General features: G+C 70.1%; 34 protein-coding genes and 1 tRNA gene. 19 read left to right on the forward strand and 16 right to left on the reverse strand.

Annotated features, from left to right (window positions below; translation table 11 throughout):
- Positions 1 to 4: 4 nt before the first annotated feature.
- The gene (locus IE160_RS00695) at positions 5 to 1,636 is read right to left on the reverse strand and encodes a sensor histidine kinase (protein WP_179872926.1); all 1,632 of its coding nucleotides are present in this window, start codon (positions 1,634 to 1,636) and stop codon (positions 5 to 7) included.
- A gap of 104 nt (positions 1,637 to 1,740) precedes the next feature.
- The gene (locus tag IE160_RS00700; RefSeq protein ID WP_191151364.1) at positions 1,741 to 2,463 is read right to left on the reverse strand and encodes a DUF4386 domain-containing protein; all 723 of its coding nucleotides are present in this window, start codon (positions 2,461 to 2,463) and stop codon (positions 1,741 to 1,743) included.
- Between the two features lie 140 nt (positions 2,464 to 2,603).
- Between IE160_RS00700 and IE160_RS00705 the strand changes: the two genes are divergently transcribed.
- On the forward strand, positions 2,604 to 3,281 hold the full coding sequence (locus IE160_RS00705) for a TetR/AcrR family transcriptional regulator (RefSeq protein WP_191151365.1): 678 nt from the start codon (positions 2,604 to 2,606) through the stop codon (positions 3,279 to 3,281).
- An 82-nt stretch (positions 3,282 to 3,363) separates the two neighbouring features.
- On the opposite strand, the gene IE160_RS00710 is transcribed toward IE160_RS00705, so the two are convergent.
- Positions 3,364 to 3,546 carry a hypothetical protein gene (locus IE160_RS00710; protein ID WP_179872929.1) on the reverse strand — a complete coding sequence of 61 codons (183 nt, stop codon included), beginning with the start codon at positions 3,544 to 3,546 and terminating at the stop codon, positions 3,364 to 3,366.
- A 148-nt stretch (positions 3,547 to 3,694) separates the two neighbouring features.
- Here IE160_RS00710 and IE160_RS00715 point away from each other — a divergent pair.
- From IE160_RS00715 to IE160_RS00730, 4 genes are all read left to right on the forward strand, one after another.
- Positions 3,695 to 3,770 (forward strand) — tRNA-Arg (locus IE160_RS00715).
- Between the two features lie 122 nt (positions 3,771 to 3,892).
- The gene (locus tag IE160_RS00720; RefSeq protein WP_191151366.1) at positions 3,893 to 4,522 is read left to right on the forward strand and encodes a hypothetical protein; all 630 of its coding nucleotides are present in this window, start codon (positions 3,893 to 3,895) and stop codon (positions 4,520 to 4,522) included.
- Positions 4,523 to 4,672: 150 nt separating this feature from the next.
- Positions 4,673 to 5,587 (forward strand): pseudouridine-5'-phosphate glycosidase, encoded by a 915-nt coding sequence (locus tag IE160_RS00725; RefSeq protein WP_191151367.1) that lies wholly within the window; start codon positions 4,673 to 4,675, stop codon positions 5,585 to 5,587.
- Between the two features lie 2 nt (positions 5,588 to 5,589).
- Complete coding sequence (locus IE160_RS00730; RefSeq protein ID WP_191151368.1) at positions 5,590 to 6,504, forward strand: carbohydrate kinase family protein; 915 nt, start codon at positions 5,590 to 5,592, stop codon at positions 6,502 to 6,504.
- Between the two features lie 48 nt (positions 6,505 to 6,552).
- Here IE160_RS00730 and IE160_RS00735 read toward each other — a convergent pair whose 3' ends face one another.
- Genes IE160_RS00735 through IE160_RS00745 form a run of 3 tightly spaced genes read right to left on the reverse strand, consistent with a single transcriptional unit; the run spans position 6,553 to position 9,323 of the window.
- Positions 6,553 to 6,957, reverse strand: a complete 405-nt coding sequence (locus IE160_RS00735) for a hypothetical protein (RefSeq protein ID WP_191151369.1) — start codon at positions 6,955 to 6,957, stop codon at positions 6,553 to 6,555.
- Positions 6,958 to 6,979: 22 nt separating this feature from the next.
- Entirely contained in the window at positions 6,980 to 7,921 is a 942-nt protein-coding gene (locus tag IE160_RS00740) for an EamA family transporter (RefSeq protein ID WP_191151370.1), read from the reverse strand.
- 40 nt (positions 7,922 to 7,961) lie between these two features.
- A complete protein-coding gene (locus IE160_RS00745; protein WP_191151371.1) occupies positions 7,962 to 9,323 on the reverse strand; it encodes a cryptochrome/photolyase family protein in 1,362 nt (453 codons plus the stop codon).
- Positions 9,324 to 9,374: 51 nt separating this feature from the next.
- Here IE160_RS00745 and IE160_RS00750 point away from each other — a divergent pair, with 51 nt between their 5' ends.
- Entirely contained in the window at positions 9,375 to 10,352 is a 978-nt protein-coding gene (locus tag IE160_RS00750) for a hypothetical protein (RefSeq protein ID WP_191151372.1), read from the forward strand.
- A 3-nt stretch (positions 10,353 to 10,355) separates the two neighbouring features.
- Here the strand turns inward: IE160_RS00750 and IE160_RS00755 are convergent, their stop codons facing one another.
- The gene (locus IE160_RS00755; protein WP_191151373.1) at positions 10,356 to 10,787 is read right to left on the reverse strand and encodes a MarR family winged helix-turn-helix transcriptional regulator; all 432 of its coding nucleotides are present in this window, start codon (positions 10,785 to 10,787) and stop codon (positions 10,356 to 10,358) included.
- Between the two features lie 338 nt (positions 10,788 to 11,125).
- Here IE160_RS00755 and IE160_RS00760 point away from each other — a divergent pair, with 338 nt between their 5' ends.
- The 4 genes from IE160_RS00760 to IE160_RS00775 are packed head-to-tail and all read left to right on the forward strand — an operon-like array spanning position 11,126 to position 15,295.
- On the forward strand, positions 11,126 to 12,721 hold the full coding sequence (locus tag IE160_RS00760; protein WP_191151374.1) for a peptide chain release factor 3: 1,596 nt from the start codon (positions 11,126 to 11,128) through the stop codon (positions 12,719 to 12,721).
- A gap of 38 nt (positions 12,722 to 12,759) precedes the next feature.
- Positions 12,760 to 13,665, forward strand: a complete 906-nt coding sequence (locus IE160_RS00765) for a metal ABC transporter substrate-binding protein (protein ID WP_224744512.1) — start codon at positions 12,760 to 12,762, stop codon at positions 13,663 to 13,665.
- Positions 13,662 to 14,432 (forward strand): metal ABC transporter ATP-binding protein, encoded by a 771-nt coding sequence (locus IE160_RS00770; RefSeq protein ID WP_224744513.1) that lies wholly within the window; start codon positions 13,662 to 13,664, stop codon positions 14,430 to 14,432. Before IE160_RS00765 ends, IE160_RS00770 begins: the two co-directional genes overlap by 4 nt.
- Positions 14,429 to 15,295 carry a metal ABC transporter permease gene (locus IE160_RS00775; RefSeq protein ID WP_191151376.1) on the forward strand — a complete coding sequence of 289 codons (867 nt, stop codon included), beginning with the start codon at positions 14,429 to 14,431 and terminating at the stop codon, positions 15,293 to 15,295. Before IE160_RS00770 ends, IE160_RS00775 begins: the two co-directional genes overlap by 4 nt.
- Positions 15,296 to 15,307: 12 nt before the next feature.
- Here IE160_RS00775 and IE160_RS00780 read toward each other — a convergent pair whose 3' ends face one another.
- Together IE160_RS00780 and upp are read right to left on the reverse strand one after the other, a co-directional pair.
- The gene (locus tag IE160_RS00780; protein WP_191151939.1) at positions 15,308 to 16,057 is read right to left on the reverse strand and encodes a winged helix-turn-helix domain-containing protein; all 750 of its coding nucleotides are present in this window, start codon (positions 16,055 to 16,057) and stop codon (positions 15,308 to 15,310) included.
- A gap of 458 nt (positions 16,058 to 16,515) precedes the next feature.
- Complete coding sequence (upp, locus tag IE160_RS00785; RefSeq protein WP_191151377.1) at positions 16,516 to 17,151, reverse strand: uracil phosphoribosyltransferase; 636 nt, start codon at positions 17,149 to 17,151, stop codon at positions 16,516 to 16,518.
- A gap of 27 nt (positions 17,152 to 17,178) precedes the next feature.
- On the opposite strand from upp, the gene IE160_RS00790 reads away from it, so the two are divergent.
- Positions 17,179 to 17,649 carry a nucleoside deaminase gene (locus IE160_RS00790; protein WP_179872941.1) on the forward strand — a complete coding sequence of 157 codons (471 nt, stop codon included), beginning with the start codon at positions 17,179 to 17,181 and terminating at the stop codon, positions 17,647 to 17,649.
- A gap of 24 nt (positions 17,650 to 17,673) precedes the next feature.
- Here the strand turns inward: IE160_RS00790 and IE160_RS00795 are convergent, their stop codons facing one another.
- Both IE160_RS00795 and IE160_RS00800 read right to left on the reverse strand, forming a co-directional pair.
- Complete coding sequence (locus tag IE160_RS00795; RefSeq protein WP_179872942.1) at positions 17,674 to 18,027, reverse strand: hypothetical protein; 354 nt, start codon at positions 18,025 to 18,027, stop codon at positions 17,674 to 17,676.
- 2 nt (positions 18,028 to 18,029) lie between these two features.
- Positions 18,030 to 18,362: a cation diffusion facilitator family transporter gene (locus IE160_RS00800; protein WP_179872943.1), complete on the reverse strand. Its 333-nt coding sequence runs from the start codon at positions 18,360 to 18,362 to the stop codon at positions 18,030 to 18,032.
- 75 nt (positions 18,363 to 18,437) lie between these two features.
- Between IE160_RS00800 and proC the strand changes: the two genes are divergently transcribed.
- Both proC and IE160_RS00810 read left to right on the forward strand, forming a co-directional pair.
- Positions 18,438 to 19,265 carry a pyrroline-5-carboxylate reductase gene (gene proC, locus IE160_RS00805; RefSeq protein ID WP_191151378.1) on the forward strand — a complete coding sequence of 276 codons (828 nt, stop codon included), beginning with the start codon at positions 18,438 to 18,440 and terminating at the stop codon, positions 19,263 to 19,265.
- Positions 19,266 to 19,354: 89 nt separating this feature from the next.
- Positions 19,355 to 19,771 carry a hypothetical protein gene (locus IE160_RS00810; RefSeq protein ID WP_191151379.1) on the forward strand — a complete coding sequence of 139 codons (417 nt, stop codon included), beginning with the start codon at positions 19,355 to 19,357 and terminating at the stop codon, positions 19,769 to 19,771.
- A 24-nt stretch (positions 19,772 to 19,795) separates the two neighbouring features.
- Here IE160_RS00810 and IE160_RS00815 read toward each other — a convergent pair whose 3' ends face one another.
- Entirely contained in the window at positions 19,796 to 20,467 is a 672-nt protein-coding gene (locus tag IE160_RS00815; RefSeq protein WP_191151380.1) for a potassium channel family protein, read from the reverse strand.
- Entirely contained in the window at positions 20,460 to 21,908 is a 1,449-nt protein-coding gene (locus tag IE160_RS00820; RefSeq protein ID WP_224744514.1) for a TrkH family potassium uptake protein, read from the reverse strand. The genes IE160_RS00815 and IE160_RS00820 overlap by 8 nt, the downstream gene beginning before the upstream one ends.
- A 68-nt stretch (positions 21,909 to 21,976) precedes the next feature.
- On the opposite strand from IE160_RS00820, the gene IE160_RS00825 reads away from it, so the two are divergent.
- The 3 genes from IE160_RS00825 (at position 21,977) to IE160_RS00835 (ending at position 22,968) form a co-directional block, all read left to right on the forward strand.
- Complete coding sequence (locus IE160_RS00825) at positions 21,977 to 22,486, forward strand: ArsR/SmtB family transcription factor (RefSeq protein ID WP_152583981.1); 510 nt, start codon at positions 21,977 to 21,979, stop codon at positions 22,484 to 22,486.
- Positions 22,487 to 22,603: 117 nt separating this feature from the next.
- Positions 22,604 to 22,798 (forward strand): helix-turn-helix domain-containing protein, encoded by a 195-nt coding sequence (locus tag IE160_RS00830; RefSeq protein WP_179872948.1) that lies wholly within the window; start codon positions 22,604 to 22,606, stop codon positions 22,796 to 22,798.
- Positions 22,799 to 22,869: 71 nt separating this feature from the next.
- Positions 22,870 to 22,968, forward strand: a complete 99-nt coding sequence (locus tag IE160_RS00835) for a 30S ribosomal protein bS22 (protein WP_003792170.1) — start codon at positions 22,870 to 22,872, stop codon at positions 22,966 to 22,968.
- A 221-nt stretch (positions 22,969 to 23,189) separates the two neighbouring features.
- On the opposite strand, the gene IE160_RS00840 is transcribed toward IE160_RS00835, so the two are convergent.
- Positions 23,190 to 23,978 (reverse strand): HAD family hydrolase, encoded by a 789-nt coding sequence (locus IE160_RS00840; protein WP_179872949.1) that lies wholly within the window; start codon positions 23,976 to 23,978, stop codon positions 23,190 to 23,192.
- A gap of 53 nt (positions 23,979 to 24,031) precedes the next feature.
- On the opposite strand from IE160_RS00840, the gene IE160_RS00845 reads away from it, so the two are divergent.
- Together IE160_RS00845 and IE160_RS00850 are read left to right on the forward strand one after the other, a co-directional pair.
- Positions 24,032 to 24,286: a glutaredoxin family protein gene (locus tag IE160_RS00845; RefSeq protein WP_179872950.1), complete on the forward strand. Its 255-nt coding sequence runs from the start codon at positions 24,032 to 24,034 to the stop codon at positions 24,284 to 24,286.
- Complete coding sequence (locus tag IE160_RS00850; protein ID WP_179872951.1) at positions 24,286 to 25,008, forward strand: SOS response-associated peptidase; 723 nt, start codon at positions 24,286 to 24,288, stop codon at positions 25,006 to 25,008. Before IE160_RS00845 ends, IE160_RS00850 begins: the two co-directional genes overlap by 1 nt.
- 24 nt (positions 25,009 to 25,032) lie before the next feature.
- Here the strand turns inward: IE160_RS00850 and IE160_RS00855 are convergent, their stop codons facing one another.
- On the reverse strand, positions 25,033 to 25,536 hold the full coding sequence (locus tag IE160_RS00855; protein ID WP_179872952.1) for a thermonuclease family protein: 504 nt from the start codon (positions 25,534 to 25,536) through the stop codon (positions 25,033 to 25,035).
- Positions 25,537 to 25,776: 240 nt separating this feature from the next.
- Here IE160_RS00855 and IE160_RS00860 point away from each other — a divergent pair, with 240 nt between their 5' ends.
- Positions 25,777 to 26,109, forward strand: a complete 333-nt coding sequence (locus tag IE160_RS00860) for a hypothetical protein (protein ID WP_191151381.1) — start codon at positions 25,777 to 25,779, stop codon at positions 26,107 to 26,109.
- A gap of 22 nt (positions 26,110 to 26,131) precedes the next feature.
- Here the strand turns inward: IE160_RS00860 and IE160_RS00865 are convergent, their stop codons facing one another.
- Positions 26,132 to 26,929 carry a DNA-formamidopyrimidine glycosylase family protein gene (locus IE160_RS00865; protein ID WP_179872954.1) on the reverse strand — a complete coding sequence of 266 codons (798 nt, stop codon included), beginning with the start codon at positions 26,927 to 26,929 and terminating at the stop codon, positions 26,132 to 26,134.
- Positions 26,930 to 26,935 lie beyond the last annotated feature (6 nt).

Raw genomic sequence — 26,935 nt, forward strand, 5'->3', positions numbered from 1 at the left:
GGGCTCACACGGGCAGCTCGACGGTCACCGTCGTCCCCCCGCCGAGCTCGCTCTGCACGCGGATGGTGCCGTCGTGCGCATCGAGAATGCGCTTGAGGATGGGCAGACCGAGCCCGACGCCAGGCGCTCCCGAGCGCATCGCGGCCTCGGTGCGGAAGAAGGGGTCGAAGATGCGCTCGATGTCGGCGGCCGAGATACCCATTCCGGAGTCGCGCACGGTGAGGCGCACGATCCCGAGCCCGTCAGTGCCGTCGCCCGCGTCGTAGTCGACGCCCACGTCGACGTGCCCGTGGAGGGGTGTGAAACGCACGGCGTTCGCGATGAGAGCCTCGGTGATGAGGCGGAAGAGCCGGGGGTCGAGTGGGGCCGTCGTCGTGGGCGCGCTGCAGTGCAACTCGATCGACTTGGCTTGCGCCTCATGCCGGAATGTCTCGAGTGCGTTCGCCGTGACGGCGTCGAGCTCGGTCGCCGCGGGCTGTGCCGAGCTCGGCTCCATGTCGGCCTGTGCTGCGAGGATGAGCTGGTCGACGATCGCGAACTCGCGCACCAGGTTGCGCTCGACCACCTCGAGGTACTCGGTGAGGCGGTCCCCTCCGCTCGCGTGGGACTCGGTCGCCAGCTCGAGAAAGCCCCTCATGACGGTGAGTGGCGTGCGCAGCTCGTGCGAGACGCTGCTGATGAGGCGGTCGCGTGAGCGCACGGCCTCGACGTAGGCGGTCACGTCGGTGAAGACCATGACCGTGCCCTCGAGCTGCCCTCGCTCGTCGACGAGGCGACGAGAGTTGGCGATGAACGCTGCGGTCGTGACACCGTCGTGGGCCCTAGCCCAGAACAGTTCGTCGGTCATGCCCTCCTCGGTCATCGCCTGCATAAGGGGCTCCCGCTCGGGAGTGTGCGGCGTGCGGCCGTCGGCCTCGAAGGAGGGGATGGAGCGGATCGCCGAGTACGGGTCGGGCCCTTCCGCGCGCACGACGGGGTGCTCGCGTAACGCGCGGTTGACGATCACCGGTGCACCGTTCCCGTCGAGCACGATCATGCCGACCTCGACCGTGTCGACGATCGCGTCGCGCGTGCGCCGCGCCGCGCGCTCAGAGCTTGAGGCGACTTCCGCCTCGTCGACGAGCTGGAACCCGAACAGGCTCGCGACCGCCGCGATGATCGGAACCATGAGGAGTGCGGGGAGATCTGCCTCGAGGGCGCCGGGCGGCGCCGTGGCAGTGCGGACGAGATCGCCCGCGATCGTGAGCGCCCCCAGCGCGAAGGCGACGAGGATGCTCCACGCGCGGCCGCTCGTGCCCAACCACGTGGCCGGCACGATGATCGCGAGCAGAGGCGAGAGCGACGCCGCGCCATCCGCGTCGACCCTGAGGATCGCGATCGCAAGGCAGTCGAGGGCGGGGACGACGTAGAAGAGCGCCGTCGTGGGGGTGAGAGCGGGTCGCGCGATCGTCATGACGACGGTGATCGCGAGGATGAGGACGAGCCCTGCGAGGGCACCGAGGGTGACGACGCCCTCGGCGTCGATCAGCGCGACGCCGAGCAGGCTCACGACGAGCAGGGCGAGGAACAGCCACTGGGTGATGAGCACGGCAGTGCGCGGGTCGAACGGATGAGGGAACAGGGTTAACGTCCGCACCGGTTGCGCTCGCTTCAGGATTCTCGTCACGTGCTGGTCATGCCTAGGGTCACCATCCTGGCCGAGGGCGACACGTTTCGTCCACGGCCAGGACGGTTTCTGCCCTACACCCGCGCGGGAACGGCAGTCTCCTCTCGGGTGACGGGGCTCGACCGGCGACCGGCACGCAGCAGCCACACCGTGAAGGTCAGTTCGGCGACGATTGAGGGGATGGCGACGATGGCCAGCATGACGTCGGCGATGGCCGCGTAGTCGGAGACGAGGACGTGCGCGAGTGTGTCGAGCGCGTACGTGGCCCCGGCGACGGCCAGGATGACTCCGATGAGGCGCGGGGCGATGCGGGATCGAATGATCAGACCTCCCAGCAGCATGAGGTGCAGGCCGAAGGCGATGAGCCCCACGTACCAGGTGAAGTCGAAGGCCGCGAGCATGAGAAGGGCGACGTCAGCGCCCAGGGAGGTCGATCTCGTGGCGATCTCGAGCCCGAGGAACATGAAGACGGCGCCGACGCCGAGGAAGACCGTGTACACGATGCGGAACCACGCGACCAGCAGCGACCGCGTGCGCCCAGCGGGGGCGAAGAGCACGTAGAGCCCCCAGGCGACGGGGACGTCGATGAGGAAGACGACGATGAAGGCGGCAAGGCCGACGCGGAACAGCGTCTCCTGCTCACGGATCGCGGCAACCGTGGCCTCGGCGTCGGCTGGGTCGATGATGCCTTGCTTGACGACGAAGTTGGCGAAGATCGCCAGGACGAAGAGTGCGATGTAGCCGATCCCGGCTACGCGTGCCGCGGTGCGACGAGAGCTATCGGTGTGCGTGGACATGGGGTGTTCTCCTTTGCTGAGGGGGGGTGGATGGCTGGGCTGGCAAGGCCGGCGCCCACTGAGTCGTACTAAGTACGTTGATTCGAGCAATGTAGCCATACTTAGTACGATGTGTCAAGAACGACAGGGAGGAAGGTGCGATGACCGAGCAGAGAAGCCGCCAGCGCGGAACGTTGGGCCGGGATCAGATCATCGGCGCCGCAGTCGAGCTCGCGGATGAGATCGGCCTCGAGCCGCTGACCATTCGACGGCTTGCCGATCACCTCGGCGTGCGGCCCATGAGCCTGTACCACTACGTCCAGAACAAGGACGACATCATCGACGGCATGGTCGGTCGGGTGTTCGCCGAGGTGGAGCGTCCCGACCCCACTTCCCCGTGGAAGGACGAGGTGCGGGCGCGTGCCCGATCCCTGCGCGGCGCTCTGCGCCGCCATCCCTGGGCCATTCCCATCATGGAGTCCCGGCGCACTCCGGGCGCGGAGATTCTCGATCACCACGAGGCGATGCTCGCTACATGGTTGAGCACGGGCTACTCGATGGCGGTGGTGGCGCACGGACTCGCCGTGGTCGATGCTTTCGTGTACGGCTTCGCGCTGCAGGAGGCTGCGCTCCCCTTGGGGGAGAGCGGCGGTGATCTCACCGAGGCGAGCGAGCAGGTCGTGATGCCTCTCTCTCCCGAGCAGTATCCGTCTCTCGTGCGCTTCACGACGGAGCACGTGATGCAGCCCGGCTACGACTTCGGGGACTCCTTCGAGGTCGGCCTCGGCTACGTGCTCGACGGCGTGGAGCGCGCAGGGGAGGCAGCGGCGGGAGCGTGAGGCGATCGAGTGCCGCCGGTGGGGCGGACCACTGTCGGTGGCACTCGATCGGCGACTGTCACGCTCGCGTGAGCGCGCTCCCTTAGTAGGGCGTCGCGGCCAGGACGGACAGTCCCAGCGTGAACAGGGCCCAGAACGCGCCCACGCACACGAGGCCTACCCCCAGGCCCACGGGGGATGCCCACCCGTGCCATCGCATGGCGAGCAGCTTCTCCTCGCGCAGGTGTTCCTCTCGGGTCTTTCCGTGGTTGGTCGAATCGGTCATGTGCTTCTCCTTGTCCGGAATCGTACTAAGTACGTCGATGTGGCCGAGTCTATTCGTACTATGTACGTCTAGTCAAGGCAGGCGTCGGCATCCGGTTCGCCTCCCCGTCGCAGCGCTGGTATGCTCACTCAGTCGCCTCGTGCGACACGCGCCCGTAGCTCAATGGATAGAGCATCTGACTACGGATCAGAAGGTTGGGAGTTCGAGTCTCTCCGGGCGCGCCACAGCTATCACTCGACTGCTCTCTCGGCTTTCACGCCAAAGCTGCTGTGAGTTCTCATCTGCTGACCTAGCCATTGTCACGCGACTACGCGGAGGCATATCCGCGCCCTGTAAGGTCGCGAGCATGACTCAGCGCACGATGAATGTTAACCCAGACGTTCTCGACTTGACTTCCATTGGGTCCGTACTCGGCATCGTTGGTGGCCTTCTGGGTATCGCCTCTTTCGTGATCATGCTGATCCGTTGGTGGAACGACGAGAACCGGCGAACCATCCCTCGCATTGCTGTCCAGTGGGTTCCTTCGCCTGCAAAGGGTGAATCAGCCAGAGTGATGACGTACTTCCTTGGATCGGAGGTCACCCACCTGACGATTGTTCTGTATGCCGATTCCTATCGGCTCGGTGGATTAGTCGTTAACCGAGCGAGCGACGACGAGACGGTTCCGGAATTTGAGCTCGACCCTTCAGCAGACCCCACCAGGCTTTGGTTGTGGATGAACTTCCGAACCACGAATTTGCGTAGCACTTGGAGCCAGCAGTGGACTGCGGTACCTGTGACCAACAATCTGTATCTTCCGGTGCTTGAAATGCAGCGCAGCAGGAGTTGGCTCGTGCGCTGGTTTGAAGGAAACTTCGGAATCAGAAAGGTTGGACCCGGAGGGCGAGAGCGTGCACGCATGAGTAGGCGCCGTCGGCACATACACGCACGGATGACCGCGAAACACGGGGAGCGCGGATTGCCGCTGCCCGAGTAGCGGCTCGCCAAGCGTTCGGGCTCACCTGGTAGCGGTGGGCACAACCAGAGCCGCGATTAGTCAGGCTAGTTCCTCGGGCCATGTCTCGCACAGGACTGTCCTTTGCGATGGGCTGGGCTCGCTCCACTCGCCACCGGCTAGCCTTGCTCGGTGACCCTCCTGCACCTGTCTCCCGACGTCGAGGCCGCGCTCGCCGCAGGCCGCCCCGTCGTTGCCCTCGAGTCGACGATCATCAGCCACGGCCTTCCCCGGCCCCGCAACCATGAGGCGGCTCTCGAATTCGAGCAGCTCCTGCGCGACCAGGGCGTGACCCCCGCGACGATCGCCGTGCTGGACGGTATTCCCCAGATCGGGCTCGACACCGACGGTGTGCGACGCATCGCCGAGGAGGACCTCGCGAAGGCGAGCGTGCGCGACCTGCCTATCCTCGCTGCCCGCGGCGCGAGTGGTGCGACGACGGTCGCCGCGACCGCGCACCTCGCCGCGATGGCGGGCATCCGCGTCTTCGCCACGGGCGGCCTCGGCGGTGTGCACCGCGGCGCGGGCGAGACCTTCGACGAGTCCGCCGACCTCTCCACGCTCGCGGTGACACCCATCACGGTCGTCTCGGCGGGGGTGAAGAGCGTGCTCGACATCGCCGCCACCCTCGAGCGTCTCGAGACGTACAGCGTGCCGGTCATCGGTCTCGGCACGACCGTGTTCCCGAGCTTCTGGCTGCGGGAGAGCGCCTTCACCCTCGACTGGTCGGTCGACAGCCCCGCCGACGTCGCCGCCGTCATGGTCGCGCACGATGCGCTTGGCCACCGTCAGGGCATCGTCGTCGCCAACCCCGTGCCCGCCGACCAGGCCTGGGAGCGCGAGGAGCACGACCGCGTGCTCGACGAGGCATTCGCGGCCGCCGAGCGCGCGGGGGTGAGCGGCAAGGCCGTCACGCCGTTCCTGCTCGGCACGATCGTGGAGCTCTCCGGCGGCCGCAGCCTCGAGGTCAACCTCGACCTCGCGCGCAACAACGTGCGGGTCGCGGGCGCGATCGCGCGCGCCTGGGCGGCACGGGCCGGCGCCTGACCGTGGCGGGCTCGCGCGTCGTCGTCGTGGGCGACGTCATCGACGACATCATCGTGGTGCCGGGCGGGCCCGTGCGCCCCGACACCGACACGACGAGCACGATCGTGCGCAGACCCGGCGGCTCCGCATCCAACACCGCGGCGTGGCTGGGGTGGCTCGGAGCTCCGGTCGACCTCGTGGGGCGGGTCGGGGCCGGGGATCTCGACCGGCACGCAGGCGCCCTGAGGGCATCCGGGGTCACGCCGCACCTCTCCGAAGATCCCGATCGCGTGACGGGCACGATCGTCATCGTCGTCGACGGTGAGCATCGCACGATGCTCACCGATCGGGGTGCCAACGCGACGCTGTCGCCGGCGGCGGTCACGGATGCCCTGCTCGACGAAGCTGCGTGCCTTCACCTCACCGGCTACACGCTCTTCGACGCGCTCGAGGCCGAGTCGTTCGCCCAGCTCGTGCGTCGCGCCCACGAGCGCGGAGTAATGGTGTCGCTCGACCCGGGGTCAGCCGGGTTCCTCGTCGACTACGGGGTCGAGCAGTTTCTCGCCGATACGCGCGGCGTCGACATTCTGCTGCCCAACCGGGCGGAGGCGCAGCTGCTCGTCGGGGACGCGATGGCGGCGGACGAGTCGACGCCCACGCCGGAGGAGTGCGCCGAGGCTCTGCTCGAGCACGCCCCGACGGTCGTGCTGACGAGCGGCGGTGATGGAGTGATCGTCGCGCGGCGCGGGCACGAGCTGCAGCGCGTTGCCGTGGAGCCCGTGGACGCCGTGGAACCGACGGGAGCCGGTGACGCCTTCTCGGCCGGTCTGCTGCACGGTCTGCTGGCCGGCGACGACGTGGTGGCGGCGACCGTGACAGGAGTGCGCACAGCACGAGAGGCGGTCGCCCTCTCAGGAGGACGACCGCCTCTCGTGTAGCTGTCGTGTGCTGACCGAGCCCCCCGATGCGGCTCGGGCTGCGTGCCCTTAGTCGGAGGAGCCGACGGAGGCGGGGCTCGCGGGCGAGTCGACGCTTGCCGGCGACGCGGGGCTGGCCGGTGACGGCGGGCTGTCGACGCTCACGGGGCTCGGCGCCGAGGCGGAGGCGGGGCTCAGAGGCGACGCGGGCGACTCCGTGCTCGCCGGGGAGGGCGTGCTCGCGGGCGAGGGTGACACGATGCTGTCGCTGTTGACGTCGAACGTGAGGTCGCCGCTGTCATCGGTCGAGACCGAGTCGTCGTCGTTCACGGTGACCCCGGGAATCTGCAGGTTGGTGGCGCCGGAGACGAGCGGCATCGTACTCGCCGTCGCGACGGCACCGCCGGTGAGGCCCGCGAGTCCGAGCGCCGAGACGGCGCTGATGGCGATCCAGTTCTTGGGGGTGAAGCTCATGAGGTGCTCCTTCTTCTGAGAATCAGGAGGCGGAATCCCTCCCGGTGATGTCTCCATCGTGGGCACCGTCGATGAGAGGGGCAGGAGGCGCGGATGAGGAGATTCTCATGCTGCGGGATCGACTGGAGGCCACAGCTCCCGCGCACGCGGCCATGACGACGACGATCGCGACGAGCTGCGCGGGGGAGAGGTCCTGCCCGAGCACGATGAGCCCGGCCAGCGCTGCGACGGCGGGGCCGAGACTCGAGAGCACGCCGAACACGCGCGTGGGCATCCTCTTGAGGGCCAGGAATTCGAGGGCGTACGGAATCGCGGAGGTCATGATCGCGACCCCGGCGAAGGCGAGCAGCAGGATCGGGTCGAGCGCGACCGCCCCGATCGCGGCGCTCGCCCCCCACGGGGCGACGAGCAGGGCGGCGACGACCATCGCCACCCCGAGGCCGTCGACACCGCGAGCACGAGGCCCGAGTCGCGCCGAGGCGACGATGTAGAGCGCCCAGAAGGCGGCGGCACCGGCGGCGACGAGAGCACCGACGAGGTCGAGCTGCGCCTCGCCGTCGAGCCCGAGCAGGGCCACACCGATCGCCGCGAGGGCGACCCACGTCACGTCGCGCCACCGTCGAGTACCGGCGACGGCGACCGCGAGCGGCCCGAGCAGTTCGATCGTGACGGCGACGCCGAGGGGGATGCGGTCGATCGCGAGGTAGATGAGCGCGTTCATGCCGGCAAGGCCGACACCCAGGGCGACGACCCCTGCCCACGTCCGGCGGTCCCAGCCGCGCACGCGGGGGCGCACGACCGCGCACAGGATGGCGGCGGCGAGCGTCATGCGCAGCGCGGCGGCCCCGAGGGGCCCCACGACGCTGAACAGCGAGCCGGCGATCGCGTTGCCGAACTGCACGGAGAGAATCGCGACGACCGCGAGCAGCACGGGCGGCACGGTCAGCGATCGGGGCGCAGTCATCCCCCTGAGTATCCCGTACTCGGCGGGACGGTCTGGAGACTCAGGCCTTGGCCGCCTTCACGGCTTCGTACGCCGCGAGCGCCTCGTCGCGCGACTCCTTGAGGTCGACGATGGGGTCGGGGTACTCCTCGGTGCCGACCTCGGGCACCCAGCGGCGGATGTACTCCTGCTCGGGGTCGAACTTCTCGGCCTGCAGCAGCGGGTTGAAGACGCGAAAGTACGGGGCCGCGTCGGCGCCGGAGCCGGCGACCCACTGCCAGCTCGCCGCGTTGTTGGCGGGGTCGGCGTCGACGAGCGTGTCCCAGAACCAGTCCTCGCCCACTCGCCAGTCGACGAGCAGGTTCTTGGTGAGGAAGGAGGCCACGATCATCCGCACGCGATTGTGCATCCACCCGGTCGCCCACAGCTCGCGCATGCCCGCGTCGACGATCGGGATGCCCGTCTGACCCTGCTGCCACGCTTCGAGCTGCCCGGGGTCGGGGCGACCCCACGGGAACTCATCGAATTCGCGGCGGAAGTTGACCGTCGCGAGGTCGGGCCAGTGGAAGAGGATGTTCACCGAGAACTCCCGCCAGCCCACTTCGCTGAGGAACTTGACCCGGTTGCGCGCGGCCTCGGGGCTGATGCCCTCCTGCACGCGGTGGCGAATCTGGTGCGGGCTGATCTCGCCGAAGCGCAGGTGCGGGCTCAGGCGGCTCGTCGCCTCGATGCCCGGCTCGTCGCGCCGGTGGTAGAGAGCGAGGCCCTCCTCGACGAACTGCTCGAGGCGCTCGTGCGCGCCCTGCTCGCCCGGGGTCCACGTCGCGCGCAGCCCTTCGGCCCAGTCGGGTCGCGTCGGCAGCAGCTGCCAGCCCTCGAGCTGCTCGCTCTGGGCGGCGCGGCCCTCGAGGGCGTCGGGAGCAGCGACCGGATCGCGGGGCTCCTCGCTCGCGAGCGCCGCCTTCCAGAAGGGCGTGAAGACCTTGTACGGGGCGCCCGCGCCGGTCGTGAGAGTCCACGGCTCGTAGATCACCGAGGCGGCGAAGCTGCGCACCTCGACGCCGTCCTCCCGCAGTCGCGCCTTGAGCTCGGCGTCGACCTCGCGCGCGGCCGAGTATCGGCGGTTCCAGAACACCGCGTCGGCCCCGACCTCGCGCACGAGGGCGGGCAGCACGTCGTTCGCGGCGCCGCGCCGCAACGTCAGGCTCGTGCCGAGCTCGGCGAGGCTCGCCTCGAGTGCGGCGAGGCTGTGGTGCAGCCACCAGCGACTCGCGCCGCCGAGCGGGCGCTGGCCGGGCGAGACCTCGTCGAGCAGGTAGAGCACGACGACGGGCGCTCCGCGCTCGGCGGCGGCGAGGAGCGCGGGGTTGTCGGCCACCCGGAGGTCATCCCGAAGCCATACGATGCTGGAGGGTTGCGACATGCGTTCAGCGTACGTGCGGCATCCTGCGATCACGCTTCGAGCGAGGGCGGCATGACAGTGGAGGACGAGCAGGGCGAGGCGGGCATCCCCCTCGTTCCCGCGGCCGCGCCCTCGGGGCCCTTGCCGCCCTATGCCCTCGCTGGCGACCCCCGTCACGAGGCGTTTCGCGAGGTGTTCGCCGAAGCCGACCGCCTCGCCGTGCCGGTGCTCATGGGCGGGGGCGTCGTGTACGTGCAGCACGGGCTCATCTCGCCGCGCGCCTCGAAGGCGCTCTCGCTCATCGTCGACCCGGTCGGGATCGAGGTTCTGCTCGGCGCGCTCGGGTCAGCGGGGTGGGTGCCGGCGCGTGCTCCCTCGCGCTCGGTGATTCCCGTGGCGGTCGTTTCGCTGTGGCACCTCGCTTCGAACGCCTACCTCGACCTGTACCCGATCATCCCGGGCTTCCTGCGCCACCCTGTGAGCGTGTTCGAGAGGCTGTGGAGCGAGCGGGTAGCCATGCGCGCGTTCGGCCGCGAGGTGTGGGCTGTCGACCGTCTCACGATGATGATGCTCGCTGTGCACAGCCGCCTCGGGCCTCGCTCGGGCGGGCCGCGGTTGGAGGAGTTCCGCGCCTTCTTCTTTCAGCAGTTCTCGGTCGTCATCACGCCGGAGGAGAGGGTGCGCCTGCCCGAACTCACACGTTCCGTCGGCGGCGAGGGCGTCATGCGCCCCTTCTTCGACCAGCTCGGCATTCCCTGCCCGCCGTCGAGGGCTCCCTCCCTCGCCTATGCGCGTGCCCGGTTCGGCGTCGACGACGTCCCGAGCGTTGCGCGCCTGCTCATCGGCCTCTGGGACTCCGCGGCGCGGCCTCGACCCCGGTTCGCCCGGGATGTGCGCCTTGCCCGACGTCGCGTGCTTGTCGCGGCCGTGCCCCAGGCTCTCGCCGCCTCGCGCATGCTGCCTGAGGCGGCACTGCGCCGTCGGCGCGACCTGTTCCGAGCGCTCGGCGTCACACCGCGCTCCGCGCCTCGGCCGGCCCGCGAGCTCTAGCCGCTACTCGCCGCGCAGGCGGTCGCAGAGCGCCGTGAGCTGCCGCAGCTCCTCGGGGTCGAGAGAGCCGCCGACGCGGCGCGCGATCGAGTCGGCGTGGATGACGGCCACGCGCTTGAAGAGCTCGAAGCCTTCGGGCGTGAGGGCCACGATCGTGCCGCGCGCGTCGCGCGGGTCTGGCGTCTTCTCGACGAGACCGCGCGCGGCGAGCCGGTCGAGCAGGCGACTCACACTCGGCTGGCTCAGCAGGAGGTGGGGGATGAGGTCGCGAATGCGCAGGCAGCGCCCGTCGGCACGGCTGAGGTTGAACAGCACGTCGTACTCGGTGAACGAGATCTCGTGGGTCGGAAACTCGGCGGTCAACTGCCGCAGCACCGAGACCTGCGCGCGGAACAGCGATTCCCACGCGTCGACAGCCAACGATTTCTCGGTCATGCGACAACTCTATGCACCCGCATGCGCGTGTGCAGAGTGTGACGCTGTGTGGCCGAGACGCCTGATGCGCCCGTCAACAGAATCGAGGGCCGGTTGCCGAGGCAAGCAACCGGCCCTCTCCCTTGCACCAAGAGTGTCCTGCAATCACATTCCGCGTCAGCTGCCACAGCAAACAACTTCCGCACTTGAGAAGGTATAACAGAACGGTAACGGTGTCTAGTTACCTTTCCGTTATTTTTTTTGCGGATGCCCGGCCGAGGCCGTCCGGTCGGCGTACGAGTCCCGCGCCCGTAGACTCGAGGGTCGGCAGCACGCGCAGCGCGAGGGGAGGGAGAGCCATGACCGAGGTCACCGAGCAGGCATCCCGTCGCCGCACGATCGCCGTCATCTCGCACCCCGACGCCGGCAAGTCGACCCTCAGCGAGGCCCTCCTCCTGCATGCCAACCGCATCACGACGGCGGGTGCCGTCCACGGCAAGGGCAACCGGGCGGCGACCGTGACGGACTGGATGGAGATGGAGAAGGCCCGCGGCATCTCCATCACCTCGGCCGCCGTGCAGTTCGAGCACGAGGGCGCGGTGATCAACCTCGTCGACACCCCCGGCCACTCCGACTTCTCGGAGGACACCTATCGCGTGCTCTCGGCGGTCGACTCGGCCGTCATGCTCGTCGATGCGGCGAAGGGCCTCGAGGCGCAGACGATGAAGCTGTTCGACGTCTGCCGTCGGCGGGGCATCCCGATCATCACCGTCATCAACAAGTGGGATCGCCCCGGCCGTGACGCGCTCGACCTCATGGACGAGCTGCGCGACCGCACGGGCCTCGTGCCGCAGCCTGTCACGTGGCCGGTCGGGCTCTCGGGCGTCTTCCACGGCCTGCTCAACGTCGCCTCGGGCCAGATGGAGCGCTACCACCGCACCCCCGGCGGCGCGACGATCGCGAGCATCGACACCCTCACTCCGGCCGAGGCGGAGGCCGAGTTCGGCGAGGACTGGACGACCGCGCACGACGAGGCGGCGATCGTGGGAGCGGATGCGGCCGACGCCGACGGAGCCGCCGTCACCCCCGTGCTCTTCGGCGCCGCCGTGCTCAACATCGGTGTGCGGCACCTGCTCGACCTCATCGTGAGTGCGGCGCCCGCCGCCGTCGTGCGAGTCGACGAGAAGGGGGCGGAGCGCTCCCTCGACGAACCGTTCTCGGCCTACGTGTTCAAGGTGCAGTCGGGCATGGACCCCGCGCACCGCGACCGCGTGGCCTTCGCCCGCATCTGCTCCGGCCGGTTCGAGCGCGGCATGATCGTGACCCACGCGCAGTCGGGGCGCCCGTTCGCCACGCGCTACGCGCAGCAGGTGTTCGGGCAGGACCGCGCGACGCTCGAGGAGGCCTGGCCCGGGGACATCGTCGGGCTCGTCAACGCCGCCTCGCTGCGCCCCGGCCACACACTCTACGACGAGCGGCCCGTGACGTTCCCGGCGATCGAGCCCTTCGCGCCCGAGCACTTCCGCATCGCGCGCAGCACCGAGGCGAACCGCTACAAGCAGTTCCGCCGCGGCATCGAGCAGCTCGACGAGGAGGGCGTGGTGCAGGTGCTGCGCTCGGAGCGCCGCGGCGATCGCGAGCCCATTCTCGGCGCCGTCGGGCCCATGCAGTTCGAGGTCGTCGCCGACCGCATGGAGCGCGAATTCCGCGTGCCCATCGCGTGGGATGCCCTGCCGTACTCGATCGCGCGCGTCACCGACCGGGCCAGCGCCGAGGTGCTCGCCCGCAAGCGCGAGTGCGAGATCGTCGAGCGCAGCGACGGCAGCCTGCTCGCGCTGTTCTCGAACGAGTGGCGCCTGCTCATCCTGCAGCGCGAGAACCCCGAGCTCATGCTCGAGGCCCCCACGGGTGCGGGAGCCGACGCGGCCCCCGCCTCGTTGCCGCAGACATCCTGAGGCTGTAACTTTTCGGTATGCCGAAAAATCGGGCTGCGGTGCCCGCGCCGTCCCGCCGCGCGGTGAGGGGCGCGGGTCTCGCCGTACTCGCGGCGCTCGCGTTCGGCGGCTGCAGCGTCCCGGCCGAGGAGGCCGACGACCGCCCCCTCGTCGTCACGACCTTCACCGTCATTGCCGACCTCGTGAGCGAGGTCGGTGGTGAGCGCGTGCGGGTCGAGTCGATCACGCGCGTCGGCGCCGAGATCCACGGCTACGAGCCCACCCCGGGCGACCTGAGGCGTGCGCAGGATGCCGCGCTCATCGTCGACAACGGCCTCGGCCTGGAAGCCTGGTTCGAGCAATTCCTCGAGAATCTGGACGTGCCGCGCGTCGTGGCGAGCGAGGGCATCGAGCCCATCGCGATCGCCGGCACGACGGCGCCCAATCCGCACGCGTGGATGTCCCCGGTCGCTGCGGAGAGCTACGTCGAGACGATCCGGGCGGCACTCACCGAGCTCGACCCCGAGGGTGAGGCAGAGTTCGCGAGCAACGCGGCGGCGTACTCGGCCGAGCTGCGCGCACTCGCTGCCGAGCTCACCGCCTCCATCGACACCGTGCCCGAGAGCAGTCGCGTGCTCGTCACATGCGAGGGCGCGTTCTCCTATCTTGCCCGCGACCTCGGTCTCGCCGAGCAGTACATCTGGCCGGTCAACGCCGAGCAGCAGTCCACGCCGCAGCGCATCGCCGACACGATCCGCGTCGTGCGGGAGCGCGAGGTGCCCGCCGTCTTCTGCGAGTCGACGGTCTCCGCCGACCCCATGCTGCAGGTGGCCGAGAGCACCGGCGCCCGGTACGCGGGCGAGCTCTACGTCGACTCGCTCTCCGAACCCGACGGCCCCGTGCCCAGCTATCTCGACCTGCTGCGCTACGACCTCGCCCTCATCGTCGACGGGCTCACCTCGTGAGTGGCGCGGCGCAGGCGGCACCGCACCGCGACCACGGCGGCGGCGTCGTGAGCCTCGACGGCGTGACCGTGCGCCACGGCGAGGTGCTCGCCCTCGAAGACGTGAGCCTCGATATCGCCGCGGGCAGCGTGGATGCCCTCGTCGGCATGAACGGCGCAGGCAAGTCGACACTCTTTGCCGCGATCATGGGCCGCGTTCCCCTCTCGAGCGGCTCGGTCCGCGTGTTCGGCGGGCCGCCGAGCGTCGCGCGCAAGGCGGGCCGGGTGGCTTTCATGCCCCAGGGCGACAGCGTCGACCGTGCCTTCCCGCTCTCGGTGCGCGAGGTCGTGACGATGGGCCGGTACGGTCGCCTGGGCGCGATGCGGCGGGCACGGGCATCCGATCGCGATGCGGTGCAGGATGCCCTCGCGCGCGTCCGGCTCAGCGACCTCGCCGAGCGCCCGATCGGCGCGCTGTCGGGCGGCCAGCGCACGCGTGCCCTCCTCGCCCGCGCACTCGCGCAGGATGCCGAGCTGCTCCTGCTCGACGAACCCTTCGCCGGGGTCGACCAGCGCAGTGAGGCCCTCATCGCGGGGCTGCTCACCCAGCTCGCGCGCGACGGCCGCAGCGTCGTCGTCTCGACGCACGACCTCACGACGCTGCCCGACCGGGCCGACCGCGTCATCCTCCTCGCCCGGCGGCTCATCACCGTCGACAAGCCTGAGGTCGCGCTCGCCCCCGAGTCGCTTGCGCGCGCCTTCCAGTTCCCCCGCGAGGAGCGAGCATGAGCCTCCTCGACCTGCTCCTGGAGCCCTTCGGCTTCGAGTTCATGGTGCGCGCGATGGCCGCCACGACGATCGCGGCCGTCGTGTGCGCGGTGCTCAGCTGCTGGCTCGTGCTCATCGGCTGGTCGCTCATGGGCGACGCTGTGGCGCACTCGGTGCTGCCCGGCGTCGTGCTCGCCTACCTCGTCGGCGCGCCCTTCGCACTGGGGGCGTTGGTCTTCGGGCTCCTCGCCGTGCTGCTCATCGGCCTCGTGCGCGACCACAGCCGCGTCAAGGAGGACGCCGCGATCGGCATCGTCTTCACGAGCCTTTTCGCCCTCGGCCTCGTGCTCATCTCCGTCGTGCCCAGTCAGATCGACCTCGGCCACATCGTCTTCGGCAACGTGCTGGGCGTGTCAGCCGGCGACCTCTGGCAGATCGGCATTCTCGGCGCGGTCGCGCTCACCCTGCTCATCGTCAAGCGGCGCGACCTGACGCTCTACGCCTTCGACGCCGACCACGCCCACTCGATCGGCATCTCCCCGCGCGTCCTCTCCGCGCTCCTGCTGGGCCTGCTCGCCCTCACCGCTGTCGTGAGCCTGCAGATCGTCGGCGTCGTGCTCGTCGTCGCCCTCCTCATCATCCCCGGGGCGACGGCGCACCTGCTCACCGACCGCATGGGCCGGATGCTCGTGCTCGCGCCCGTGCTCGCCGCGAGCTGCTCGATCATCGGCGTGTACGCGAGCTACTACCTCGACGTCGCCCCCGGAGGGGCCGTCGTGCTCGCCAACGCGGCGCTCTTCGCGCTCGCCTACCTGCTCGCCCCGCACCGCGGTGTGCTGTGGCGGCTGCGGTCTCTCCGGCGGCGCGCCACCGCTACCGCTTAGAGGGGGCTGACCCTAGAAGAAGTCCGGGCTCGGCGTCGAGGCGTACCGGATGACGACGTCGGCGTGCCGGTCGAAGCGGTAGCCGGCACCGCGCACGGTGCGCACGATGTCCTCGTAACCGCCGAGCTTCGACCGCAGTCGTCGTACGTGCACGTCGATCGTGCGCTCGTTGGGCACATCGTCGCCCTCGGCCGCGTCGGCCCACAGAGCCGCGATGAGCTGGGCACGCTCGATCGTCTTGCCCTCCCGCAGCACGAGGTACTGCAGCAGCTCGAACTCCTTGTAGGTGAGCGCGGCGGTCTCGCCGTCGAGCAGCACGCGCTTGCGGGAGATGTCGATCACGACACCCTCTACCGGTTTCTCGGCGGGCTCCGGTCCGCGGCGGTAGCGCGCGAGTGCCGCCGGGTCCTGCAGCGCGAGGCGCACGACGTCGACGTCGCGCCCGCCCGCCCCGGCCGGGGCGAGGGCCACGGCGGCGTGGGTCTGCGACTGCGGGGCGAGCTCGGCGGTCACCCTCTTGAGCTCGTTCACGAGGCGACCGAGGTCGATGCCGGCGGCGGCGGCCTTCGCCTCGTCGAGGCCGACGTAGAGCACGAAGCCGCGCGCCTCGGTGCCCTCGGGCACGGCGCGCACGCGGGGTGTGCCAGACGCGGCTGGGGTGGGGGCGTCCGGCGAGCTGGAACGGACGGGCGAGCTCGACACGTCGGGCGTGCGGGTGGGGTCGAGGGTCGGAGCGGTGCGGTCGAGGGCGGCGAGAGACATGGGCGTGACGCTTTCGGCTGAGTCGAACGGCTCCGCGCCGTCGGCGCGCGAGTCGTTCGAAGATGTGCTGCGAGGGGTGCGCGCATCCCGTGCCGAATCGTCGGCTTCGGGAGCGGGGAGCCCGGCGTCGTCGCGATCGTCCACGGCTTAACTCATGGGTCGCACGGTCGGCGCAGGCTCGACGGAATCGTCGATCACGCGCACATTCGACAGCACTCGTCAGCGCGCACCGGCATCATCATGCCGACGATCCCGAGGGCCGTAGCGGCAGCAAGAGGATTCGCGGTGACGGTCATGCCCTGCAGTATCCCGGGCGCTCGCGGGGTCGTCAAGTCGCCCCGCCCTCCCCGCTGTGCCCGTATGGGCCAGATCTGGCGCGACGGGGCGCTCGGCCGATACGTGTTCGCCCATATGCGCCAGATCTGGCCCGTGTGGGCACACTTGCGCGGGCGTGCGGGCTACGCGACCGTGCCGTAGAGGCGGTCGCCCGCGTCGCCGAGGCCCGGCACGATGTACCCGTGCTCGTTGAGGCGCTCGTCGAGCGCGCCGAGCACGATCGTGACGTTGCGGCCCTCGGTGGCCTTCTCGATCATCGCGAGACCTTCAGGTGCTCCGAGGAGGCAGACGGCCGTGACGTCGACGGCGCCGCGGTCGAAGAGGTACTCGATCGCCGACAGCAGCGATCCGCCCGTCGCGAGCATGGGGTCGAGCACGAAGCACTGACGGTTCGCGAGGTCGTCCGGCAGGCGTTCCGCGTAGACGCTCGGCTCGAGCGTCTGCTCGTTGCGCACCATGCCGAGAAAGCCGACCTCGGCGGTCGGCACGAGCGTCGTCATGCCGTCGAGCATGCCGAGCCCTGCGCGCAGGATCGGCACGATGAGCGGTCGCGGCTCGCTGATGGCGAGGCCGATCGTCGTCGTCACGGGCGTCGTGATCTGCACCTCGTGCGTGCGCACTCCGCGCGTCGCCTCGTAGGCGAGCAGCGTGACGAGCTCGGCCGTGAGCGCGCGGAAGGTGGGCGACGGCGTCGAGGCGTCGCGCAGAACCGTGAGCTTGTGGGTGATGAGTGGGTGGTCGGCTACGTGCACTCGCATAGGGTCAATCTATACGGAAGGGGCACCATGGCCGTCGTGAGCGCGAGCGACCGCGAGGCGATGCGCGAGGCGCTCGCCGAGGCGCGCGTCGCCCTCGAGACGGGGGATGTGCCGGTCGGGGCCGTGGTACTGGATGCTCAGGGCCGGGTCATCGCGCGTGGCAGGAACTCCCGAGAGCGCGACAGCGACCCGACTGCCCACGCCGAGGTCGTCGCGCTGCGCGAGGCGGGTCGAGCATCCGGCGATTGGCAGTTGTCGGGGTGCACGCTCGTCGTGACCCTCGAGCCCTGCGTGCTGTGCGCCGGCGCCATCCTCGCCGCGCGTGTCGACCGCGTCGTCTTCGGCGCCTGGGACGAGAAGGCGGGCGCGGCGGGCAGCGTCGTCGACCTGCTGCGCGAGCGCCGCCTGCCCTACCGCGTGCGCGAGGTCGTCGCCGAGGTCGACGCGGAGGAGTCTGCGCAGCTGCTGCGCGACTTCTTCAGCGAACGCCGCCCCTAGCAACCGCCTCAGGCGTGCCGCCCGCTACCAGAAGACGGCGATGACGACGTTGACGAGCGCGAGCCCGCCCGCGGCGTGGAAGAAGGGCTTCACGGCGCGCGTGTTGCCGTTCTTGCGGGCGCGCAGCCAACCCAGCAGCGCGGCGATGAAGACGACGAGCGCGATGCCGAGCTTGACGAAGATCTTCGTGTAGTCCTCGATCTGCGAGGCGGCGATGCCCGCGAGGGCGATGCCCGTGACGAGCTGCGTGATCGCGCCGCCGAGGACGGCGCCGATGGCGAAGTCGCTGTTGCGGCGCATCTGCAGCAGGAAGGGGCCCACGATCGCGGCGAGGCCGATGAAGTGGCCCACGATGAAGAACGAATACAGGAATTCCATGGTCACTCTGCTCCTCTGATGACGAAGACGTCGGTGGGCGGGTTGGCGTCGACGCGCGGTGCGGCGACCTCCGGCTCGAGCACGATGTCGCGAGCGCCCGGTACGGCACGGCGGATGCCGGCGCGCACGGCGCCGAGCACCGCGACGACGTCGGCGATGGGCGTGGAGCGCCCGAACCCGAGTCGCGCCGTGATGACGAGGCGCTCGTCCTCGAGGCGCAGCGCGCGCACGTCGCCCACGGACTGCACTCCCGGAGTTCCCGCGATGACCTCGCGAATCGCAACGGCCTCGGCACTCGCGAGAGTGCCGGACTGGTCGGGGTTGTCGTCGGTCACGTTGCTCGCCGCCTTCCGCCTCCTCCGCGCCACCGCGCGGTATCTGTCTGGCGCCCTCCAACCTACACTCGTGGCATGACTGAGCAGCTGCCCTCCCTCGCGATTCTCGGCACCGGCTCCATGGGCGGTGCGATTCTGCACGGATTGCGCCAGCCGGGGATGAGCGTGCCGTCGCTGCGCGCCACGACCCGCACGGACGCCTCGGCGGCCGCTCTGCGCGAGCGCGGCATCGAGGCCAGGGCCACGGAGCACGAGCACGACGCGAACCGGTGGGCGGTCGAGGATGCTCGGCTCGTGCTCCTCGGCGTCAAGCCGGCGCAGATCCTGCCGCTCCTCGATGAGCTCGCTCCCCACCTGCACCCCGAGGCTCTTGTCGTGAGCGTCGCCGCGGGCGTGACGACCGAGGCGATGGAGGAGCGGGTCGCGCAGGCCGTGGTGCGGGCGATGCCCAACACCCCCGCCCTCGTGGGCCGGGGTGTGACGGGGGTGAGCGGAGGCTCGCGCGCCTCAGCGACCGACCTCGCGCTCGCCGCCGCGCTGTTCCGCACGGTGGGCACGGTCATCGAGCTGCCGGAGGCGCAGATCGACGCGCTCTCCACGATCTCCGGCTCGGGGCCCGCCTACGTCTTCCTGCTCATCGAGGAGTTCACGAGGGCGGCCGAGGAGCTCGGCTTCGAGGAGGAGGTGGCGGCCCTCATGGTGCAGCAGACCTTCCTCGGCGCGAGCCTGCTGCTCGAGGCGGGAGACGAGGACCCGGCGGAGCTGCGGCGCCGCGTCACGAGCCCGAAGGGCACGACCGAGCGCGCCGTGGCCGTGCTGCAGGATGCTGAGCTGGCCGAGGTCTTCGGCCGGGCCACCCGTGCCGCGCTCGCGAGGGCGAAGGAGCTCGCCGCCGGCGGATAAGGGGTCGGCGGTGCGCTGTGTCAGCGCTGGGCGAGCGCCGATCGTCCTCTTGCGCCGCGCATAGGCGGCGCATAGGCAGGGCGACGACCGTGCTCGAGTGGCTCGTGGACCACCGCGGGCCGATCGACACGAAGGAGGCCGTCATGACGACGGAGAGCAACGATCGTCCAGACCAGCAAGGCGCCTCGGAGCCCGCACCGGCGACCCCGGCGTCGCCGTCCGCCCCTGCGGCGACGAGTCGCGGGGGCACGCGGACGGTTCTCGCGGCGACGGGCATCGCCGTCGGCTCCGTGCTGCTGCTGGGGCTCACGTTCGGCGGGGGCGTGCTGCTCGGCACGCATCTGCCCGATCGCGGGCCCGGCGGCCCGGTGATGGCGAGCGAGGCGGTCGAGCGCCTGCAGGAGCGCCTCGACGATCGCCGCGAGGAGCGGGGCGACCGCCGCGACTGGGTCCGCGAGCACCGCGAGCTGCACGGTTCGCCGAGCGAGGAGTCGCCCGAGCAGTAGCGTGGCCGCGCGCCTCGCTCGGCGCTAGTGGTCGAGCGAGGCGAAGCGGTCGATGTCGCTCTCGGTGCCCGAGACGATGATGAGGTCGTGGTTCGACACGACCGTCTGCTCGGTCGCGTAGGTGAACGGCTTGCCGGGGCTCTTGACCCCGACGACGGTGATCTTGTACTTCGAGCGCACCTGGGAGTCGGTGAGCGAGACCCCGCGGATCGGCTTGGGCGGGTACATCTTGACGAGCACGAAGTCGTCGTCGAACTCGATGAAGTCGATCATGCGGCCCGAGACCAGGTGGGCGACCCTCTCGCCCGCCTCCGCCTCGGGGTAGATGACGTGGTTGGCGCCGATGCGGGCGAGGATCTTGCCGTGCGATTGGCTGATGGCTTTCGCCCAGATCTGCGGCACCTTGAGGTCCACGAGGTTCGCCGTGATGAGCACGCTCGACTCGATCGACGAGCCCGTCGCGACGACGGCGATGGAGAACTCCTCCGCGCCGATCTGGCGCAGAGCATCCAGTGACCGGGCGTCGGCCTGCACCGTGTGGGTGACGCGCTCCGACCACTTCTGCACGAGGTTCGCGTCTTCGTCCACCGCGAGCACTTCGCGGCCGAGCCGCTGCAGCTGGCCGGCCGTGGCCGCCCCGAAGCGGCCGAGCCCGATCACGAGGACGGGGGCGTCGTGCCGGATTCTCTCAACCAACGATCGGCCTCTCTTCTGCTCGCCGGAACAGCTGCCGGCGCTGCGCCGCCGCGAGCGACGCGGCGAGGGTCACTGTACCAACGCGCCCCGCCCACATGGTGGCAGCGAGGATGTACTTCGCCGAGTCCGGCAGGTCGTTCGTCGTGAGACCCGCCGAGAGCCCGCACGTCGCGAACGCCGAGATGACGTCGAACAGCACGATGTCGAGCGGAGCCTTCGTGATGTGCAGGATGGCGATCGAGGATGCGGAGACGATCGTGGCCCCCCACAGCACGATGCTGACCGCGAGGCGCAGCACGTCGGTCGGGATGCGTCGCTCGAACACCTCGATGTCGCGGTCGCCGCGGGCCTCCGCGAACGCGGCGAGGAACAGCACCGCGAGCGTCGTCACCTTGATGCCACCTGCTGTGGATGCACTGCCGCCCCCGACGAACATGAGCATGTCGAGCGCGAGCAGGGTCGAGCCGTTCATCGCGCCGATGTCGATGGGGCTGAAGCCGCCCGAGCGCGTCATCACCGAGACGAAGAACGCGGTGAGCGGCCGGTTCGCGTAGTCCTGGTCGCCGAGAGTCATGGCGTTGTTCCACTCGAGCAGCAGGATCACGATCATGCCCACGAGGATGAGCACGAGGGTCGTGACGATCGTGAGCTTGGCGTGCACGGTCAGGCGCGCGCGGAACCGCGCGAAGCGCGTGAGCGCGAAGATGACGGGGAAGCCCAGGGAGCCGAGGAACACCCCCACGGCGATCGTGATGAGCATCCACGGGTCTGCCGAGAACTGCTCCATGCCGTCGACGAGCGGTACGAATCCCGTGTTGGTGAACGCGGAGGCGGCGAGGTAGAAGCCCTGCCAGATCGACGTCCACACGTCGAAGCCGGCGAGCAGCAGTCTCGGCAGGATGATCGCGAAGAGCACGAGCTCGATGAGGAGCGCGCTCACCGCGACCGTGACGAGGAGGTTGCCGATCTCGCCGAGGCGCACGGCCTGCGACTCCGACACAGGCCCGCCGTGCGTCCGGGCGGCGTTCGTGTCGCTCGCCGCGAGGAGCTTGGCGCGCAGGCCGAGGCGCCGCGAGACGACCAGACCGAGGATGCTGGCGAGCGTGAGCACGCCGATCCCGCCGATCTGCAGCGCGAGGACGATCACGACGTTGCCGAACACCGACCAGTGTGTGGCCATGTCGACGGTCACGAGCCCGGTCACGCAGATGGCAGAGACGGCCGTGAAGAGTGCGTCGGCGAACGGAGTCGGTTCACCACTCGCACTCGCGATGGGCAGCATGAGGAGCGTCGTCACGAGGCCGATGAGCACCGTGAAGACGATGATCGCGAAGCGGGCGGGGGAGGAGGCGAGAACGTCGTTGGTGGCGTCGCGCAGTCGCTGGAGGGGCGTGCGCGCGACTCGCGGCGCGTTGCCGCGCATGCGCGCCCTGCTGGCCATGGAAGCTCCCCTCGGCCCGCGGGCCGCCTGTCATGGTACTCCGGGGCAAGCCTGAGTAGGTTGGTCACATGGCCGACATCTTCGACGTGATCGCGGACGCAACGCGGCGCGAACTCCTCCAGCACCTGCTCGACGCGGCGCTCGCCGCGGACGCCTCATCGGGAGAGTTGAGCGTGGGAGAGCTCGTCGAGCGCATGGACGCGACCCAGCCCACCGTCTCCAAGCACCTCAAGGTGCTGCGCGAGCACGGTCTCGTGACCGTGCGCGAGGAGGGGCAGCACCGCTACTACCGGGTCGACGCGAGCCCGCTCGAGGAGGTCGAGGACTACCTCGTGCCGTTCCTCAGCGCCGGTGCCGACGGGCTCGAGCCCGTCACGAGCCCCGTCTTCACGGCGTGGGCCGGGGCGGATGTCGAGCGTGCCGGCAGCACGGTCGGTCGCGTCGCGGCTGGGGCCTCGCACCAGGCGCGCACGGTCGTGCACGAGGCACAGGAGCGCCTGCACGGCGTGCAGGAGCGGTTGCACGAGGTGCAGGAGTCGGTCACGCAGAAGCTGCCCTGGAAGCGCGGCGAGAGCTGAGCATCCCGCTCGATAGCCCCCGATCGGGTCTCTTTACTTCAGTCACACGTGCCCCTACTCTGAACTTCGGACACATTCGTCACTCCACGAGTGTGCGCACGACCCGAGGATGACGACATGGACCGCGACCTGAGCGACGTGCGCTTCCTGACGGTGGCGGAAGTCGCCGACATGATGCGCGTCTCCTCGATGACCGTGTACCGCATGGTGCACGCGGGCGACCTGCCGGCGATCCGCTTCGGGCGCTCGTTCCGCATCCCCGAGTCGGCCGTCGTATCGGCCATCGACACGCCCATCAGCGACGTCGGCTAGACTCCTGCGGTACATGACACGGTCCTGAACGGGCCGTTGCTCCCGTTCAGTCGACGATCAGAGGATTTTCTATGGGTTCCGTCATCAAGAAGCGCCGCAAGCGCATGGCCAAGAAGAAGCACCGCAAGCTGCTGCGCAAGACGCGTCACCAGCGTCGCAACAAGAAGTAGAGGCCACCGAGCCTCCGACAGGCGTCCGGCCCCCAGGGTCGGGCGCCTTTCGTGTTGCCGGGCCTTCCGCCGTCGGGCGTTGCCGGGCCCACCGCTGGCGGGCTCAGCGCCGGCGGCGCATGACAGCAGACGACTGTGCCCACAGGGGGCATGTGTGTCTGTCGGAGCGCACACAGATGCGGCGAGCACGCACAGGTGCGGGGCGCTCGAGACGGCTCTGCTCAGCGCTGGCGGCGCGCCGACCGCGCAACCGCGCGCGCCTCGCGACGGACGCGCCGGCGTGCGGCGCGGATGCTCGCGGCACCAGCGGTGAGGATCGACCACGAGCGTGCCTTCGCGTAGCGCGCGAGGGCCGCATCGGGGTTCACGACCACGCGGTTGCCCACGAGTTCGAGCAGAGGGATGTCGTTGCGCGAGTCGGAGTACGCCCAGCAGTCGGCGAGCTCGGCACCGCGCTCGGCGACGAGCTGAGCCGCGGCCGTCGCCTTGTGCGGCCCGTGCATGACGTGGCCGAGCAGCTCGCCCGTGAACACGCCGTCGACGCTCACGATGCGCGAGCCGATCGCACCCGTGAGCCCGAGCCGCTCGGCGATGACCCGGGCGCAGGCCTCCGGGGTCGCGGTGATGAGCCACACCTCGTGACCCTTGTCGCGGTGATCCTGGGCGAGCCCCACGGTCTCCGGCAGCAGCAGCCGCTCGATGCGCTTCTCGTAGGTCTCGATCGCGAGCTCCTCGAGCTCGGCCTCGGTGTGGCCAGCGATGAGCTCGAGCGCGCGGTCGCGCACGGCGACCTGGTGGCGGTGGTTTTCGCCGACGGCGATGAAGCGCATCTGCTTCCAGCCGAACCGCACGATGTCGCCGAAGGTCACGTAGCCGCGCTTCCAGGCCGCGCGACCCAGGTGGTACACGCTCGCCCCTCGCATGAGCGTGTTGTCCACGTCGAAGAACGCCACGATCGGGGTCGGGCTCGGTGCAGCTGCAGGCCCGGCGTCGGCGGCGGTGTCAGACATCGTGACCAGCATAGGCACGGCGCTCGCTCCCGGCGCACGCGTACACTGAGCGCGTGCCCGCGACGACCGTCACCCTGCTCGCCAAGCCCGGCTGTCACCTGTGCGATGTGGCGCGCGACATCATCGAGGATGCCCTGCTCGACTTCCCGCAGGTCGAGCTCGTCGAGCACTCGATCCTCGATGATCCCGAACTCTTCGAGCGGCACCGCAACGACATTCCCGTGGTGCTCGTCGACGACGTCGTCCACACCATCCACCGCGTCGACTCGACCCGGTTGCGCGCGGCGCTCGCCGCGGAGGCGCCCTGATGTGCGGGCGGTACGCGAACACGAAGAGCGGTGAGGAGCTCGGCGCCTACTTCGAGGCCGACGAGGTCGACGCGGTCGCGATGCCGGCGAGCTGGAACATCGCGCCCACGCAGCAGGTGCCCATCGTCGTCGACCGGGTGCCGAAGAACGACCCGGACGGGATGCCCTCGCGCCTCGTCACGGCGGCGCGCTGGTCGCTCGTGCCGCGGTGGGCGACCGAGCTCGCCTCGAAGTATCCGACGTTCAACGCGCGCAGCGAGACCGTCACCGAGAAGGCCACCTTCAAGAACGCCGTCGTGCGCTCGCGTGCGATCCTGCCCGCCGACGGCTACTACGAGTGGCACACCGTCGAGAGCTCGAGCGGCAAGCCGCTCAAGACCCCGCATTGGATCACCGATCCGGTGGAGGGGGAGCTCGCCTTCGCCGGGCTGTACTCGTGGTGGCGGCCGCCCGCCGCCGAGGGTGCCGAGCCGGAGCCGTGGGTGCTGACCGCGACGATGCTCACGCGCGCAGCCCACGGGCCGGCGGCGAGCATCCACGATCGAGCGCCCGTCATGCTGCCGCGTGAGGCGTGGGACGCCTGGCTCGACCCGACCGTCGAGGGCGATGCCGCCCTCGTCGACATGGTCGTCGCCGAGAGCGAGACGGTGCTCGAGAGGCTCGAGCTGCACGCGGTCGCACCGCTGCGCGGCGACGGGCCGCACCTCATCGAACGGGTGTAGCGCGCGGGCCGCGCGGGCCTTGCGTCAGCACTGCGCCCAGAGCCCGAGCCGGGCATCCCGCGCCTCTCGTTCGGCCGCGCGCAACTCGTCCCAGTAGCGATCGTTGGGCTCGAAGAGGACGGCCTCAGCGGCGCCGCGCGCGACGAGCTCGAGGTTCACGAACGTGCCGTCCTCGGTGTAGAGGTACAGCAGCTCGCGGTCGTAGGGGTCGCGCGGGTCGAGGTCGTATTCCACGCGCAGCACTGCGCCGACGGGTGCGAGGTCGGCGAGGAGTGCCTCCGCCTCCGGCCCGAAGCACTCGACCTCGGGGTGCACCTCGGGGGTGTCGATGCCGATGAGGCGCACGGCGAGCTCCTCGCCATCAAGTGCGAGGCGCAGAGTGTCACCGTCGGTGATCGAGAGGACGGTGCCCGTCGACGTCGCACGTGCGTCGTCACCGATCGACGGAGCCTCGCCGCCGCACGAGGCGAGCCCGAGCAGGAGCCCCGCGACCGTGAGTGTCGCTCCAAGGGAGACGGGCGAGAGCATGCTGTGAGGCTACCGGGCACCCTCCGGCACCCCGAACGGGGCGGGTTAGGCTGACCGCACCGCACGCACCGAAGGAGGTGGGTCGACGTGAGCCCTCGCGAGACAGACCTGGACCCGCGATACCCGACCGCCTTTCAGCGCGGCGGGGCCGAGGAGACTCCGCCACCGGCCGCGGCATCAGAGACACGTGCCGTTCGGTCGGACTCCCCGAGAGGCCCGGTTCTCGATGCTGGCGTCGCTGTGCCGACGTCGACGCAGCGGCACCGCCCGACGGCGCGTGCGCTCGACGACCACGCGCACTTCGAGATCGTCGTCGCCGGCAACCCCTGGCTGCGTGCACTGTGGGCCGTGGGTGGCCTCGCCCTCGCTCTCGCGATCGCCCTCACCGTGTACAGCGAGTACGCCTTCAGCGTCGCGCCCGGCATCTACGATCCCAGCACCTACGTGGTGCCGCGCATCGCGCAGATGCTCGCGCTGCCGCTCAGCATTGCCGGAGTCGTCGCGCTCACGGCCGCGGCGAGCCTGCGCATCGTCGCCTGGCGCCCGAGCGGGGCGCGCGACGCCGAGGAGTAGCTCCCGACCATCCGCTGTGCTCTCAGTGCTGGCACTGCGGGCAGAACCACGTGATGCGCTCGGTGAGGGCGTCGTCGCCGAGGGTTCCCCGCTGCACGGGGGTTCCGCATCGCCGGCAGGGTTCGCGGTCGCGGTGCGCGACCCACAGTCGGCGCCCTCGACGCGTGTCGCCCGTCGTCGTGCGTTCGACTCGGTCGCGGTTGGCGCGGATGAGGCGCACCGCCAGATCGAGCGCGGCAGCAGCATCCACCTCGCCCACGGTGCGCTCGGGGAGGATGCCGCGCAGGAAGAGCGTCTCGTTGCGGTAGTCGTTGCCGAGGCCGGCGATGATGCGCTGGTCGAGCAGGGCGAGACCGAGGGGCCGAGTCGGGTCGGCGGTCAGGCGGCGCAGCGCCTCCTCCCGGTTCCAGTCGTCGCCGAGCGGGTCGGGCCCGAGGTGGCCGACGAGCTCCTCCTCGCGGTCACGCGGCGCGATGTCGAGCTCGCCCAGCGCGAAACCGACGGCCTGCCAGGGGTGAGCATCCCCGCCTCCGGAGGCCACGTCGAGCACGATGCGCGCCTCGAAGGCGGGGCGGCGCCACCGCGTGCCCGGGCGGTAGACGTGCCACGAGCCCTCCATCTTGAGATGCGAGTGCACGACGCTCGGCCCGATGCGCATGATCAGGTGCTTGCCCCGCGCGACGACAGCGTCGACGACCTCGCCGCTCAGATCGACGGTCGCGTGCTGGGGCACGCGCACATCGCTGCTGAGCACCGCACGACCCTCGAGCGCCTCGGCCAGCCGACGCGCGGCGCGATGAACGGTGTCTCCCTCCGGCATGCTCGG

The sequence above is a fragment of the Chryseoglobus sp. 28M-23 genome (assembly GCF_014789785.1).
Lineage (GTDB): Bacteria > Actinomycetota > Actinomycetes > Actinomycetales > Microbacteriaceae > Microcella > Microcella indica.